The sequence below is a fragment of the Rhodococcus sp. 06-1474-1B genome (assembly GCF_002258885.1).
In the GTDB taxonomy this organism is placed as follows: Bacteria; Actinomycetota; Actinomycetes; order Mycobacteriales; family Mycobacteriaceae; genus Rhodococcoides; species Rhodococcoides fascians.
Genome location: NZ_NOYR01000023.1, coordinates 119,976 through 134,412 on the forward strand (window position 1 = coordinate 119,976; position 14,437 = coordinate 134,412).

General features: G+C 64.5%; 16 protein-coding genes and 1 tRNA gene. 11 read left to right on the forward strand and 6 right to left on the reverse strand.

The window, feature by feature from the left end; genetic code table 11:
* Positions 1–84: 84 nt before the first annotated feature.
* The 4 genes from pgm to CH266_RS10800 all read left to right on the forward strand — a co-directional run bounded on the left by pgm (position 85) and on the right by CH266_RS10800 (position 3,931).
* Positions 85–1,725 carry a phosphoglucomutase (alpha-D-glucose-1,6-bisphosphate-dependent) gene (pgm, locus tag CH266_RS10785; RefSeq protein WP_027496584.1) on the forward strand — a complete coding sequence of 547 codons (1,641 nt, stop codon included), beginning with the start codon at positions 85–87 and terminating at the stop codon, positions 1,723–1,725.
* A gap of 77 nt (positions 1,726–1,802) precedes the next feature.
* Positions 1,803–2,960 carry an MFS transporter gene (locus tag CH266_RS10790; protein ID WP_045841964.1) on the forward strand — a complete coding sequence of 386 codons (1,158 nt, stop codon included), beginning with the start codon at positions 1,803–1,805 and terminating at the stop codon, positions 2,958–2,960.
* Positions 2,961–2,985: 25 nt separating this feature from the next.
* Positions 2,986–3,732, forward strand: a complete 747-nt coding sequence (locus tag CH266_RS10795; protein WP_032390069.1) for a DsbA family protein — start codon at positions 2,986–2,988, stop codon at positions 3,730–3,732.
* 126 nt (positions 3,733–3,858) lie between these two features.
* Positions 3,859–3,931, forward strand: a tRNA-Ala gene (locus tag CH266_RS10800).
* A gap of 114 nt (positions 3,932–4,045) precedes the next feature.
* Here the strand turns inward: CH266_RS10800 and CH266_RS10805 are convergent.
* Complete coding sequence (locus CH266_RS10805; protein ID WP_032370939.1) at positions 4,046–4,390, reverse strand: histone-like nucleoid-structuring protein Lsr2; 345 nt, start codon at positions 4,388–4,390, stop codon at positions 4,046–4,048.
* 549 nt (positions 4,391–4,939) lie between these two features.
* Between CH266_RS10805 and CH266_RS10810 the strand changes: the two genes are divergently transcribed.
* Positions 4,940–6,025, forward strand: coding sequence for an N-acetylmuramoyl-L-alanine amidase (locus CH266_RS10810; RefSeq protein WP_255175888.1), 1,086 nt, complete (start codon positions 4,940–4,942; stop codon positions 6,023–6,025).
* Between the two features lie 11 nt (positions 6,026–6,036).
* Complete coding sequence (locus CH266_RS10815) at positions 6,037–7,095, forward strand: CobW family GTP-binding protein (protein WP_094622397.1); 1,059 nt, start codon at positions 6,037–6,039, stop codon at positions 7,093–7,095.
* Between the two features lie 5 nt (positions 7,096–7,100).
* On the opposite strand, the gene CH266_RS10820 is transcribed toward CH266_RS10815, so the two are convergent.
* Genes CH266_RS10820 through CH266_RS10830 form a run of 3 tightly spaced genes read right to left on the reverse strand, consistent with a single transcriptional unit; the run spans position 7,101 to position 9,701 of the window.
* Positions 7,101–7,514, reverse strand: coding sequence for a molybdenum cofactor biosynthesis protein MoaE (locus tag CH266_RS10820; RefSeq protein ID WP_027496591.1), 414 nt, complete (start codon positions 7,512–7,514; stop codon positions 7,101–7,103).
* Entirely contained in the window at positions 7,507–8,514 is a 1,008-nt protein-coding gene (gene moaCB, locus CH266_RS10825; protein WP_255175889.1) for a bifunctional molybdenum cofactor biosynthesis protein MoaC/MoaB, read from the reverse strand. The genes CH266_RS10820 and moaCB overlap by 8 nt, the downstream gene beginning before the upstream one ends.
* Positions 8,511–9,701 carry a molybdopterin molybdotransferase MoeA gene (locus tag CH266_RS10830; protein ID WP_032372666.1) on the reverse strand — a complete coding sequence of 397 codons (1,191 nt, stop codon included), beginning with the start codon at positions 9,699–9,701 and terminating at the stop codon, positions 8,511–8,513. The genes moaCB and CH266_RS10830 overlap by 4 nt, the downstream gene beginning before the upstream one ends.
* Positions 9,702–9,820: 119 nt before the next feature.
* On the opposite strand from CH266_RS10830, the gene moaA reads away from it, so the two are divergent.
* The gene (moaA, locus tag CH266_RS10835; RefSeq protein ID WP_094715281.1) at positions 9,821–10,933 is read left to right on the forward strand and encodes a GTP 3',8-cyclase MoaA; all 1,113 of its coding nucleotides are present in this window, start codon (positions 9,821–9,823) and stop codon (positions 10,931–10,933) included.
* 31 nt (positions 10,934–10,964) lie between these two features.
* Entirely contained in the window at positions 10,965–11,210 is a 246-nt protein-coding gene (locus CH266_RS10840) for a MoaD/ThiS family protein (protein ID WP_027496595.1), read from the forward strand.
* Positions 11,211–11,240: 30 nt separating this feature from the next.
* Here the strand turns inward: CH266_RS10840 and nadE are convergent, their stop codons facing one another.
* On the reverse strand, positions 11,241–12,086 hold the full coding sequence (gene nadE, locus CH266_RS10845; RefSeq protein WP_094715282.1) for an ammonia-dependent NAD(+) synthetase: 846 nt from the start codon (positions 12,084–12,086) through the stop codon (positions 11,241–11,243).
* Between the two features lie 66 nt (positions 12,087–12,152).
* Between nadE and CH266_RS10850 the strand changes: the two genes are divergently transcribed.
* A complete protein-coding gene (locus CH266_RS10850) occupies positions 12,153–12,935 on the forward strand; it encodes a fructosamine kinase family protein (protein ID WP_255175890.1) in 783 nt (260 codons plus the stop codon).
* A 10-nt stretch (positions 12,936–12,945) separates the two neighbouring features.
* Here CH266_RS10850 and CH266_RS10855 read toward each other — a convergent pair whose 3' ends face one another.
* A complete protein-coding gene (locus tag CH266_RS10855) occupies positions 12,946–13,545 on the reverse strand; it encodes a TetR/AcrR family transcriptional regulator (protein WP_027496598.1) in 600 nt (199 codons plus the stop codon).
* 104 nt (positions 13,546–13,649) lie between these two features.
* Here CH266_RS10855 and CH266_RS10860 point away from each other — a divergent pair, with 104 nt between their 5' ends.
* Positions 13,650–14,216, forward strand: a complete 567-nt coding sequence (locus CH266_RS10860) for an NAD(P)H-dependent oxidoreductase (protein WP_032383451.1) — start codon at positions 13,650–13,652, stop codon at positions 14,214–14,216.
* 43 nt (positions 14,217–14,259) lie between these two features.
* Positions 14,260–14,382, forward strand: a complete 123-nt coding sequence (ykgO, locus tag CH266_RS10865) for a type B 50S ribosomal protein L36 (RefSeq protein WP_032387197.1) — start codon at positions 14,260–14,262, stop codon at positions 14,380–14,382.
* Positions 14,383–14,437 lie beyond the last annotated feature (55 nt).

Here is a 14,437-nt window from a genome sequence, read left to right on the forward strand (position 1 = left end):
GGGTGGGGCAGCGGCGTTAGGGTTGAACGAGAAATTCGGTTCGTCGACCGGATTCGGTTCGTTCGAGGATTGAGGAGGCGCATCGTGGCGCACGAGAGAGCTGGAACCACTGCACTGCCGGAGGATCTGGTCGATCTCTCGCAACTCGTCACGGCGTACTACTCGCGCATTCCGGACGTGTCGGAGCCGAGTCAGCAGGTCGTGTTCGGGACCTCGGGTCATCGAGGTTCGAGCCTGGATTCGGCGTTCAACGAGGCGCACATCGTCGCCACCACGCAGGCCATCGTGGAATATCGTTCCGCGCAAGGCATCACCGGGCCACTGTTCATCGGTCGAGACACCCATGCATTGTCCGAGCCCGCGTGGACGACGGCTCTGGAGGTGTTGGCAGCCAACGACGTCGACGTTCTGGTGGACTCGGGGGATCGCTACACCCCGACGCCCGCCGTCAGTCATGCCATTCTCCGGTACAACGAGTCGGGGCCGACCGCGAAAGCCGACGGCATCGTGGTCACACCGTCCCACAATCCGCCGCGTGACGGCGGGTTCAAGTACAACCCTCCGCACGGTGGACCGGCCGACAGCGATGCGACGTCGGTGATCGCTGCCCGCGCCAACGAGCTTCTCCGCGAGGGCATTACCGGAATCAAGCGCGTGACTCTCGCGCAGGCGTTCGCGGGAAGCGTCTCGCGGTACGACTTCCTCGGCACCTACGTGGACGACCTCCCGAATGTGCTCGATCTCGATGCGATCCGCGCCGCCGGAGTTCGCATCGGTGCGGATCCGCTCGGCGGTGCCAGTGTCGACTACTGGGATGCGATCGCCGAACGACACAACCTCGATCTGACCGTCGTCAATCCGTTGGTCGACGGCACGTTCCGCTTCATGACGTTGGACACGGACGGCAAGATCAGAATGGACTGCTCGTCGCCGAACGCGATGGCATCACTCATCGCTGCCCGGGATCGATTCGACATCGCCACGGGCAACGACGCCGACTCCGATCGACACGGCATCGTCACTCCCGACAGTGGTCTGATGAACCCCAATCACTACCTCGCGGTCGCGATCGACTATCTGTTCACCCACCGACCCGGGTGGTCACCGACCGCGGCAGTCGGCAAGACGCTGGTGAGTTCCTCCATGATCGATCGCGTCGTCGCCGGTCTCGGACGAAAGCTGCTCGAGGTCCCGGTCGGGTTCAAGTGGTTCGTGCCGGGGCTGCTCGACGGCGAGCTCGGCTTCGGCGGCGAGGAGAGCGCCGGTGCCTCGTTCCTGCGGCACGACGGCCGAGTGTGGACCACGGACAAGGACGGAATCATTCTGGCGCTGTTGGCCTCGGAGATCACCGCGGTCACCGGATCGACACCGTCGCAACGCTACGCAGAATTCACAGCCGAGTACGGCGACCCGTCGTACGCCCGCGTCGACGCTCCGGCAACCAGGGAGCAGAAGGCTGTGCTCGCCAAGTTGTCGCCCGACCAGATCACCGCCACCGAATTGGCGGGGGAGCCGATCACCGCGACGCTGACCGAGGCTCCCGGAAACGGGGCCGCACTGGGTGGGCTGAAGGTGACAACGGAGAGCGCCTGGTTCGCAGCTCGTCCATCGGGAACCGAGGACGTCTACAAGATCTACGCGGAGTCGTTCCAGGGCAAGGAACACCTCGCCGAGGTCCAGGCTGCAGCACGTGAATTGGTCTCGTCCGCTCTCGAGAGCTCGTGACCGACTCACCGACACCCGACCACGACAGCCCGGCCCCCGAGCCGGCATTCCAACCCGGAGGCAAACTCCCACCGGAGATCTGGGTACTGGTCTCGGCAGCGTTCGTCATCGCCCTCGGATTCGGCATCGTCGCGCCTGCCCTGCCGCAGTTCGCTCGAGAATTCGGCGTCGGATACACGGCCGCGTCGGCAGTGATCAGTGCCTTCGCTCTCATGCGGTTGCTGTTCGCGCCGGCGAGCGGCGCTCTGGTTCAGCGGCTCGGCGAACGACCCGTCTACCTGATCGGACTGTTGATCGTGGCGGTCTCCACCGGTGCGTGCGCTCTGGCTCAGACGTACTGGCAGCTGCTGGTGTTTCGCGGACTGGGCGGAATCGGGTCGACGATGTTCTCGGTGTCTGCTCTCGGACTGCTGATCAGAATCAGTCCACCTACCAGTAGAGGCCGCATCTCCGGGCTGTACGCGACCGCTTTCTTGCTGGGAACCATCGGTGGTCCGCTCGTCGGCGGCGCGCTCGTCGGTTTCGGTCTGCGGGTGCCGTTCGTCATCTATGCCGTGGCTCTGGTGATCGCCGCTGCCGTCGTGTACTTCACCCTCGGCAATTCCGATCTGGTCAAGCCGGAGAAGGGAACTGCGCCGCCGACGATGTCGTTGCTCGCTGCTCTGCGAATCCCGTCCTATCGGGCCGCGCTGGCGTCGAACTTCGCGAACGGATGGGCCGTGTTCGGTGTCCGGGTGGCGCTGGTGCCGTTGTTCGTCGTCGAGGCAATGCAGCGGTCCGAGGTGTTCGTCGGGATTGCTCTCACGGTGTTCGCAGTGGGTAATGCCCTGGTTCTCACCACTGCCGGTCGCCTGTCCGACGTACGCGGACGCAAACCGTTCATGCTGGGCGGTTTGGCGGTCTGCGGCCTGGGAACGGTCGTGATGGGCTATGTCCACGATCCGGTGTTGTTCCTCGCGGTGTCGTTGATCGCCGGAATCGGATCGGGCCTGATGAGTCCTGCCCAGCAGGCCTCGGTCGCGGACGTGATCGGCTCCAAGGCCCGTGGAGGACCCGTGCTGGCTGCCTTCCAGATGGCGTCCGACGTGGGCGCGGTGATCGGCCCGATCGTGGCCGGAATGATCGTGGAACGGGTCTCGTTCGGTCCGGCTTTCGCCGTGACGGGCGCACTGCTTCTACTGGCGGGGTTGTGGTGGTCGCGCGTTCCGGACACCCTCGAGCGCGAGCGCAGCTGACGGATACGTCCGTAGTATTCGCTCTGTGAGCGAGAAGAAGACATCCAGCACGAAACACACTCCGCAGGCCTCGTCGAATACCGTGACGTACATTCTGGGCGGTATTGCATTCCTCGTGGTGGTCGCGGTCGTCGTGGTAGCGATCCTGTGGCAGCGAGGCAGCGACGCGCCCCGGAACGACGGGTACGGATCGGTCAAGAATCCCGAGGTCGAATTGTCGTTGCCGGGAGACGGTGTCGTCGTATTGGCTCGTCCGGGCGCGCAGCGCGTCATCGATATCTACGAGGACCCGATGTGCCCATTCTGCAGTGATCTCGAGGTGAAGCACGGCCAGGAATTGGCTCAGAAAATCGACGACGGCGTTGTCTCGGTCAACTACCACCTGATCAATTTCCTCGATGCGAGCTCGGCCTCGGGTGACTATTCGACGCGGGCCGTTGCGGCGTCGCACTGCGTGGCCGCAACCGAGAATGCGCGGGTCTACTCGGGTTTCCACGCCGCACTGTTCGACCCGGAATTCCAGCCGGAGGAAGGAAGCGACTCCGACCGAACCGATGCCGAACTGGCGGAGCTGGCAACGTCGAACGGAGCGAGCGATCTTGCGGTGGAGTGCATCACCACGGGCGCGCAGCGTGACGCAGCGGTGGCGGACGCGACGACCGGTCGGGACGCCTTGGCCGCATCGGGCGCACGCGGAACTCCGGGTGTTCTGGTGGATGGACAGGTGGTCGACGCGCTGGGCGACTCGGAATGGCTGGCTACGGTCGGCTGATCGGGGTCGAGCGCGGGGGCCCGTACCGGAGCATCGAGTAGGGGCCGCACCAGCTGATTTGTTGCTGCCGCGAGCGATGGTGTAACTTCGTTCGAGCAACCGCATGAGCGGGAGCACGCAGTACTCGGGGCTATGGCGCAGCTGGTAGCGCACCACACTGGCAGTGTGGGGGTCAGGGGTTCGAGTCCCCTTAGCTCCACCGAGAAAGCAAAAGCGCCGCCCATCGGGCGGCGCTTTTGTTGTGTCTATGGCTTCGGCCACCGAATCGGCGTCTGCAGCGTGAGTCCTGAGACGCCGATTCGGAAGGCGGGGGTCAGTGAGCTGCGTCGAACGCCTGCTCCACTTCGGCGGGTATTCTTCCGCGCGCAGAAATGTTGTGGCCGTTCGCCTTCGCCCATTCTCTGATGGCTTTGGTCTGATTGGCGTCGCGCTTCGCCCCGGTGGCCGGGGAACTCGACTTCTTCTGTCGCTTTCCGCCCACCTTCGTCGAGTGCTCGATGTAATAGTCGAGCTTGCGGTGGAATTCTTTGGCGTTCTTGTCGCTCAGATCGATTTCGTAGCTGACTCCGTTGACCGAATAGGTTATGTGTTCGCCACCGGATTCGATCGGTTTTTCGTCGATGTCATCGACTAGTTGCACATAGACTTTTCTGGCCATGCTGAAGCTCTCCAATGGTGCAGGGAATGATGCGGGGGGATGTCCAGATCGAACTGTGTCGACTATACGGCCGAACAATGTGTATATCCATGCTGGCCGATCGATTGTTACCGGTTTCGCAGCATTGCCACAGAATCTGCAGATGTATTCGTCGAAACCGACGTGGCGCAGGCATTAAGTGTGTGCGCAGTGCGAGGGATCGCTGTTGCGGTGAACAAAGACAAACTGTCCGGTATTCATAGGAAATTCGTTCTCGGGGTCGGTTCGAGCCGGCGGCCGGTTTCGGAGTTTCGCGGCACTTGTGTCGCCGTCGTGGGAAACATGAGAAGGCTGGGCAGATCGCAACGGATCGATCACGAAATGCAATCCTTTGGCTAACGAAATTCGATCAGGGACTCGAATGGATCGATCTCTGGTTCACTCGAGCAGCAAGTGTCTGTTGTGACGCACGGTAGCTCCTGATGCCAATGGGAACCGCGTGGCTCGACGGCGTCCGAGGTGCCGAGAGGGGAGTGGCGCGACCGGCTCCACCGGAGCGCCCACGAGTCGATGAAATCTTCACGAACAGCCGGGTCGGCTGCGGTGACGCTGATGTGCGCAGGTCTACTGGGTGCTGGAGCGCTCGTCGGCGCACCGGTATCGGCCGACCCGTCCACGCCCGCCACTGCGCCGTCGGCGACACCCGGCACGGAATCGGCCGGACAAGAGTTGACGGGAAAGACGGTCTTCCTCGATCCGGGTCACCAGGGCACAGCTCACTCGGAGAATCTGCAACGGCAGGTCGACGACGGGCGCGGCGGTACCAAGGATTGCCAGACCACGGGCATGACCACGGTGGACGGGGTGCCGGAGCACACCATCAACTGGAAGGTCTCGGAGCTGGTTCGGTCCAGTCTGGAGAGTCTCGGTGCGACGGTGAAGACCAGCCGCGTCGACGACACCGGGTGGGGCGGGTGCGTCGACGATCGGGCTCGCGCTGCCAGCGCGTCCGGAGCCGATGTGGCCGTCAGCATTCATGCGGACTCGACGAGCACGACGACCGACACCGACAAGCACGGATTCCATCTGATCGTGCCGACACTGCCGATTCCGAATGCGGCGGCCGATGCGGCTCAGTCGGAGGGCGGGCGCTCGGCCTCGAAGCTGATGAGAGATTCCTACGTTCGCGCCGGGTTCGATCCCGCCAATTACTCGGGCGTCGTCGACGGGATCCAGGAACGATCCGACGTCGCGGGGCCCGCACTGACGACTGTTCCGTTGGTGTTCGTCGAGATGGGCAATGGTTCCAACCCGGACGACGCGGCGGTGCTGGAGAGCTCGGACGGTCAGGTGAAGCATGCGATCGCCATCTCCACCGGCATCATCGACTATCTCCTCGGAGCCGAGGCTGCCTCGTCGCCGGACGTCGCAGTTCCCACCGCCTCTGCGCCGACACCGACGAGCGCGACTGTCCCCGCAGCTACGTCGACGTCCGTAGCGGGTCGTAGTGCCTTGTCTCGACTGCTCGAAAGCGTCTCGCCGTATGTCGAATCGTTCGGTGTCGACGGATTGAAGGGATTGGTGACCGACGAGAACGTCAGCAGCGTCTCCACCTTCGCTCGAGGCCTCCTGAATCGAATTGTCGCCGCCCGGTAGTCTCGACCGGCGTGGCGCGTCGACGAATTCCGGTGGTGATCGTTGCCGGCTTTCTGGGTGCCGGCAAGACCACTCTGCTCAACCATCTGTTGCGCAACGATGCGGGAATTCGGATCGGCGTCGTGGTCAACGATTTCGGTGCGATCAACATCGATTCCATGCTCGTTGCAGGACAGGTCGATTCGATGGTGTCACTGGGCAACGGATGCATCTGCTGTGCGGTGGACATCACTGACATGGACGCGATGTTCGATGCGCTGGCTCACCGCCGTTCGGCCATAGACGTGATCGTGGTGGAGGCCAGCGGATTGGCGGAGCCACGGAATCTCATTCGAATGGTGCGCGGCAGCGAGAACGAGTTCATCGTGTACGGCGGATTGGTGGGAGTCGTCGACGCAGTCGAATTCGCGGATACCCGCACCCTGCATCCCGAAATCGATCAGCATCTGCAATTGGCGGATCTGGTGGTACTGAACAAGTCCGACGCCGTCGAGGATTCGGAGCGCTCTGCGGTGGTATCGACGGTTCGGTCCATTGTCGGCGACGTCCCTGTCGCAGCTGTGTCGTTCGGACGCGTCGATCCTCTGTTGTTGTTCGACCGGCCCCAGAACGGGCCGGTCGAATCCGCACTACCCGTGCAATTGTCCTTCGACGAACTTCTCCGCGAGCACCTCGACGACGACAGCTGCCACGAGCACGGACACCACCGACACCTGCATGCGCAGTACTCGCATACCGAGTTCGTCAGCACTGCAGCGATGGAGCCGCGTCGGCTGATCGCATTTCTCGAGAACCCGACCGGAAACCTCTACCGCATCAAGGGTGTCGTGCATTTCGACCTGCCGGGACACCAGCAGAAGTTCATCGTGCAGACGGTGGGGCGACACATTCGGTTCGAGAGTGCAGCGTGGTCACGGGATGAAGCCCAGCAAACATCACTGGTGCTGATCGGCACCGAACTCGATGCGGACGCGGTCGAACATCGACTGCGGGCCTGCGTGCGCGGCCCTGACGACGCAGTCGACGCCTCGGCCATGTTGCCGGTCCATCGATACCTCGAGCCGGCGTAGGTCTTCTACAGTCCGACCCATTCGGTGCGCCCGCCTTCGAAGCCCTGCCGTTTCCAGATGGGTACCTCGGCCTTGATGCGTTCGACCAGTCGGGCGCACGCCTCGAACGCCTCGGCGCGATGAGCCGATCCGACTGCGGCCACAAGTGCGAGATCGCCGACCCGCAAGTCCCCGACGCGATGCACGGCAGCGACCGCAAGACCGGTTTCGGACGAGACCTCCGAGCAGCATCGGCTCAAGAAGCGTTCCGCATCGGGGTGGGCGCGGTATTCGAGAGTTTCCACGGCGTGGCCACCGTCGTGGTCACGAACGATTCCGCTGAACAGCACCACGGCGCCGTGGTGCGAATCCTGTACCGCGGCTTCTACTTCGGCGGTCGTCAGCGGCTCGTTCGAGATGCGGGCGACGAGTTCAGTCATCGTGGGGTCCTCCTCCTGAGATCTGGGCGAGTACATGATCGAGGAGCGGATCGAGAACGGCCAAGCCGTCTTTCACGCCTCCCGGTGATCCGGGCAAGTTGACGACGAGGGTACGTCCGATCAACCCGGACACTCCGCGACTCAGCACCGCGTGAGGCGTCGCGGAGGTTCCCTTGGTGCGGATCTGGTCTGCTATTCCTGGCATCTCGATGTCGAGCAGTGCCGCCGTGGCCTCCGGAGTTGCATCGGTAGGGGAGACGCCGGTTCCGCCGGTCGAGATGATCAGCGACGGCTCGCCGCGTAGCGAGTCGCGCAGCCCGGCCTCGATGTCGGCATCGGCGTACACCAGCGGGCCACGCACCGCGAAGCCCCGATCGGTCAGCCAGGACGCGATGGACGGGCCGGTGGTGTCCGGGCGGGTCCCGCGAGCACCGCCGGTGGAGGCCACGAGCACGACCGCCGACTTCGTCCCCTCCGACGGCCGAGCGTCGTCGTCGGGGCCGGTCGCCTTCGCATCACGCTGCCAATGCCCGTGCTTACCACCGTCTTTGGTGATCAGCCGGACGCCGTTCATCGTCGCACCCGGGTCGACCGCCTTGACCATGTCGTGCAGAGTCAACCCGGCAACCGCGACGGCGGTGAGGGCTTCCATCTCGACGCCGGTCCTACCGGTCGTGCGCGCGGTGGCCTCGACCGTGATGGAGGTGTCGGTGAATCCGAAGGAGATCTTGACCGACGAGAGCGCGAGCTGATGGCACAGCGGAATCAGATCGGAGGTGCGCTTGGCAGCCGAGATACCGGCGATCCGAGCGGTCGCCAGGACATCGGCCTTCGGCATGCCGTCCGCCTGCACCAACCCGATGACCTCGGGCGTGGTGACGAACTCGCCTGCCGCCACAGCCGTTCGGGAGGTCTCTTTCTTGTGCGCCACATCGACCATGCGGGCGCGGCCCTCGTCGTCGAGGTGCGACAGGGGGTTCTGCGGAACTTCGGTGGTCACAGCGGCCATACCTCCACGGGTGATCCTGCGGCGAGTTCGGTTGTCTCGGCGGCGATGTCGATGAGCACGTCGGCCCACGCCAGTGCGGCCACCAGGTGGGACCCCGGTCCGGCGACCAGTTCGACCCGGCCGTCGTCACGCAATTTCCCGCGGAGCAGTTGACGCCTGCCCGGCGGCGAGGTGATCGACTGGAACAGAGTCGCAGGGCCCGACAAGACCGGTGGCAGGCCGGCCGATCGCCGAACGATGTTGCGCGCGAACATGATGTACGACACCACGGTGCTGACGGGGTTGCCGGGGAAACTCAGGACCGGGGTGCCGTCGAACATCGTGATGCCCTGCGGTCCACCCGGTTGCATCCGAACCGATCCGAACTGTCCACCCAGCGGCGCGAGAACGTCCTTGACCACCTCGAAGTCGCCCATCGACACTCCACCGGAGGTGATGATGAGCTCCGCCGATGCGGCTGCGGAGGTGAGGATGCTTCGGAAGCGTTCCGGATCGTCGGTGCTGCGTGCGACGGTGACCACGTCGGCACCGCTCGCGCGCAGGTGCGCGGCAAGAGTGATGCCGTTCGAGTCGAAGATCTGACCGGGCGAGAGCGTCTCGCCTGCGTCGGCCAACTCTGCTCCGGTGGTCACCACGGCCACCCGAGGACGCGACCGTACGTCGACGGTGGCCAGTCCGACGGCCGCGAGAACCGAGATGTGCCGGGGCTCGAGCACTCTGCCCGCGTCGATCAGGACCGTTCCCGCGCGTACGTCGCTACCCTGTTCGCGCACGAATTCGCCTGCGACGCGGGCTCGTTCGACGGTCACCGCACCTGCGGTGGTCACTGTGGTGTCCTCCACGGGGACGATGGCGTCCGCTCCGTCGGGTATCGGTGCGCCGGTCATGATCTTGGCTGCGCTACCGGGCGTGAGCGTCGACGGTCGGGTGGGTCCGGCAGCGATGATCGTCGATACCGGAAGCGTCACGGGCGCAGACTGCACCGAGCGAGAATCGACCGCATAACCGTCCATCTGCGAATTTCGGAACAGAGGTAGATCGACGGGGGAGGTCACATCGTGGAATGCCACCCGCCCCAGTGCGTCGGCCAGCGGTACTCGTTGGGCTGCTCGGGTGCCCAAGTCTGCGAGCAGCGACTCGATCGCTGCTGCGTGCTCCTCGACGGATACGGCGCTCACAGTGCGGGTCCGGTGATCGCTCGAGTGTGCTCAGCCGTCATGGCTGCCAATCCTAGGCACGCCGACACGACGGGCGCGTGTGGGCTGCGGCATACTGGGTAGACAAGCCGATGTGAGACATGCAGGAACAGACGGATTCGAGGTGTGAGGTGACGGTGGACAGTGTCACGTCCCTCGGGATCCCGCGTATCGGTGCAGCTTCCTCGGGGTCGTCGTTCGGCCCGGTGGACGATCGTCCCGACGTGCCGCATCTGATCGATCGATTCGGGCGGGTGGCACGCGATCTGCGCATCTCGATCACCGAGAAGTGCTCGCTGCGGTGCACGTACTGCATGCCGGAGGAGGGGCTGCCGGCAATTCCCACAGCCGACCTGCTGACCGCTGGCGAGATCGCTCGGGTCGTCTCGGTTGCCGTGCGCCTGTTGGGAATACGCGACGTGCGTTTCACCGGCGGCGAGCCTCTGATGCGTCGAGATCTGGACGAGATCCTTCGTTCGTGCTCCGCTGTGTCGGACGGCGTGCCGTTGTCCATGACCACCAATGCCGTCGGTCTCGAACATCGTGCGCAGGCCCTCGCCGAGGCCGGTCTGACGCGCGTCAACGTGTCGTTGGACTCGGTCGATCGCGAACAGTTCGCGCGCTTGACTCGACGCGATCGTCTGCCGTCGGTGCTGGCCGGCATCCGGGCGGCCAAGAAGGCGGGCATCGGTCCGGTGAAGGTCAATGCCGTACTGATGCGAGATACCCTCTCCGGGTCCGTGGATCTGCTCCGGTGGTGTCTGGACGAGGGGGTCGCGCTTCGATTCATCGAGCAGATGCCACTCGACGCCGATCACGAATGGGCCCGCAACAACATGATCGACGCCCAGACGTTGCTCGACGAGCTGTCCACTGCTTTCGATCTACGTGGAGTGGGTCGCGCCGATCCGTCCGCTCCCGCCGAAGAATGGAGCGTGGACGGCACGGAGGCGACCGTGGGAATCATCGCGTCCGTCACGCGCTCGTTCTGCGGCGACTGTGATCGAACGAGGCTCACTGCCGAGGGGACCATCAGGTCCTGCCTGTTCAGCGACGACGAGACGGATCTTCGCGCGGCGCTGCGGGGCGGTGCCACCGATGACGAGTTGGCAGCAGTATGGCGCGGAGCCATGTGGAACAAATGGGCCGGGCACGGCATCGACGCCGAGGGCTTCGTGCCACCGACCCGCAGTATGGGAGCAATCGGTGGTTGAGACACAGCCCAGCACGACCGGTAGTCGAACGATGCAGGTGGAGGTGCGGTACTTCGCAGCCGCCGTCGACGCGTCCGGCTGCGAGTCCGAACACCTCACTCTGCCGGCCGGTGCGACGCTGGGAGAATTGCGCGAGGCCATCCGTTCTCGGTACGGAGCCCCGATGGAACCGATTCTGCGGGTGTCGGCGTATCTGGTCGGAGACGAGTTGACCCGCGATCTGGGTCGGTCCGTAGGCAGCAGAGTCGACGTACTGCCGCCGTTCGCCGGCGGCTGATCGTCACCGATCGCCGCCGACGAAGGTCGGTCAGTGACCGTTCTTCCACCAATCGTCGAACGGTGTCACTGGAACGGTTCGCTTGTGCCGCGTCGCGGCGAACATCTTCTCGAGTTTGTCGGCCACTTCCTCGGTGACGTCTTTGCCTTCGAGGTAGTCGTCGATCTGCTCGTATGTGACGCCGAGTGCTTCCTCGTCGGGCAGAGCCGGTCGATCGTCTTCGAGATCCGCGGTGGGGACTTTGCGCCAGGTACTTTCGGGCGCACCGAGCTCGCGCAGCAGCGCAGCGCCTTGTCGTTTGGTCAGGCCGGTCAGTGGCGTCAGATCCACCCCGCCGTCCCCGAACTTGGTGAAGAAGCCGGTCACCGCCTCGGCTGCGTGGTCGGTGCCGACGACGACATAGCCGAGTTCGCCGGCGATCGCGTACTGGGCGACCATGCGTTGACGAGCTTTGATGTTGCCGCGCACGAAATCTCGGACCTCGCCGGTTCCCAGAGCCTCGGCGGTCGCAGCGGCTGCGGCATCGGAGGCCGCCTTGATGTTCACCGTCACCGTGCGGTCGGGATGGATGAACTTCAGTGCGATCGCCGCGTCGTCCTCGTCGGCCTGCACACCGTAGGGGAGCCGTACGGCGACGAATTCGGCCTCGTGCCCGTCGGCTCGTAGTTCGGTCACCGCCCGCTGTGCGAGCTTGCCGGTGAGCGTGCTGTCCTGTCCGCCGCTGATCCCGAGTACGAAACCGGAGGCCGGGGTCGACGCGAGGTAGTCCTTGAGGAAGTCCACGCGCCTGCGGACCTCCGTCACCGGATCGATGGTCGACTGTACCGCCAGCTCACGCATGATTCCGGAGCGCAATTCCGAGTTGATGTGTCCCATCCGATCATCCTAATGACGAGTGCGGGTACGCGTTCGGGTCGAGAAGGATGCGTAGTGTCGTTCGACGTGAGCGGATCCACGGATACCTTCGTCAAGCGAGATACCCGCGCGCACCCGGACTTCTTCGAGGCCGAGGCGACGGGACTCGCGTGGCTCGGTGAGACAGGGGTGCCTGTCGTCGGTGTTCTCGATCGCGGACCGACGTTCATCGAACTCGAGCGGTTGACGGCCGCGCGTCCCACCGAGATCGCGGCCCGTCGATTCGGGCGCGCACTGGCCCGGATGCACGACGGCGGCGCGGCCGGATTCGGGGCTCCGCCGAATCGCCCGGACGGCACACCGTTTCCCGGGCAGTTGTTCATCGGCTCGCGGCCCATGACCAACACTGTCCACGCCAGCTGGGGTTCGTTCTACGCCGCCGAGCGAGTGCTGCCGTTTCTGCGGATCGCGGTCGACGCCGGAAACGTGACGCAGTCCGAGGCGGCGACCGTCGAGGCGGCGTGCGAGCGGGTGGCGGACGGCGAGTTCGACGACGGTGAACCGCCCAGTCGAATCCACGGAGACCTGTGGAACGGCAACGTCTTCTGGACCGATGCGGGTGTCGTGCTGATCGATCCCGCGGCACACGGCGGCCATCGCGAAACGGATCTGGCGATGGCGGCACTGTTCGGCTGTCCTCATCTGGACGCCATGGTCGACGGCTACGAGTCCGTGCACCCGCTGCGGACGGGGTGGCGCGACCGGACCGCCCTGCACCAGTTGCATCCTCTGGCCGTACATGCGGCCGGACACGGCCGTTCGTACGGAACTGCCTTGCATTCGGCGGCACTGTCGATCCTCGCGACGTGACCGACAACCGCTATGGGACGCGAGTTGCTCTGCGCACCAGATCTTCCCACCCGTCGGCCAGACGATCCATCGTCATTCCGAGGTCTCGGTACTGGTGCAGCACCAACGTGGCTTCCAGGGGTGTGAGCAGCCAGTAGGTGAGAAGTTCCAGGTCTCCCTCCACGCCGGCTGCACGGAGCAAAGACAGAACGTGTGTGAAATTGACCATGTGCGCCGGAGCCGAATACCGAGCGTCGGCCGAGCTTTCCGCGGCCCGCAGCACCTCACCCTGAACCCTGACGAATTCCAGCCGTGCCCGACCGAACGCGACGAGGCGGTCGATGGGATCGGCACCGGGCCCGAGCGGCGGTTCGCCGAACATGAACGAGCTCTGCAACATCTTCTCGGTGTGATCCAACAGGGCTCGCATCAACCCGGCGCGGTTGCCGAAGCGCCGGAACACAGTGCCTTTGCCGACGCCGGCCCTCGTTGCCACGGCCTCCATGGTGACGGCGTCGGCACCGAGGGTCGCCACCAGCTCCGTCGCGGCGTCGAGGAGCAGCCGGCGGTTGCGGGCAGCGTCACAGCGTTCGGAGTCTTCGCCTACTACGGGCAGCATCGGACCGGTCACCTGTTCAGGGTACCTCGCTGAGGAATACAAGTGGACCGCGGTCCGTTTGGATGGTATGAATTGACACGACGATCACGTCATCCGAACTTTCGAAGGAAGATTTCATGTCAGACGCACACGTACTCGTTCTCGTCGGAAGCCTGCGCGCCGAATCGGTGAACAAGCAGATTGCCGAGACTGCAGTCACCGTCGCACCGGCCGATGCCGAGATCGTGGTCTACGACGGGCTGGGCGACGTTCCCTTCTACAATGAGGACATCGACGTCGACGGCTCCGTGCCTGCGGCCGCCCTCGCTCTGCGCGCCGCTGCCGAGAAGGCTTCTGCGCTGCTGTTGGTCACGCCCGAATACAACGGCACCATTCCGGCCGTGTTGAAGAACGCCATCGACTGGCTCTCACGTCCCTACGGTGCCGGTGCCATGGTGGGCAAGCCGGTCGTGGTCATCAGCGCATCGCCGAGCGGCAACGGTGCCAAGTGGGCCCACGAGGATACGAGCAAGGCCGTCCGCATCGCCGGCGGATCCGTACTCGAGGACGTCCAGCTCTCCATCGGCGGCACCATCGACAAGTTCGGGGCCGCCCACCCGCGTGAGAACGCCGAGGTGTCCGGTGAGATCGGCCATGTCGTGGCCGAGTTGGTCAAGGCGTCGAAGGAACTCGTCAACGCGTGACCGCTTGATGGTATCGGGAATCGTTTTCATGTAGCCTGGTCTCATGAAGGTGAGAAATTCTCTGAAATCGCTCAAGAGCAAGCCCGGCGCCCAGGTGGTTCGCCGCCATGGGGTCGTGTTCGTGATCAACAAGAAGGAGCCGCGGTTCAAGGCGCGTCAACGCTGACACTCGCGTGATCCACGTGACGGCCCCTCGGAGCGATTCCGGGGGGCCGTCGTCG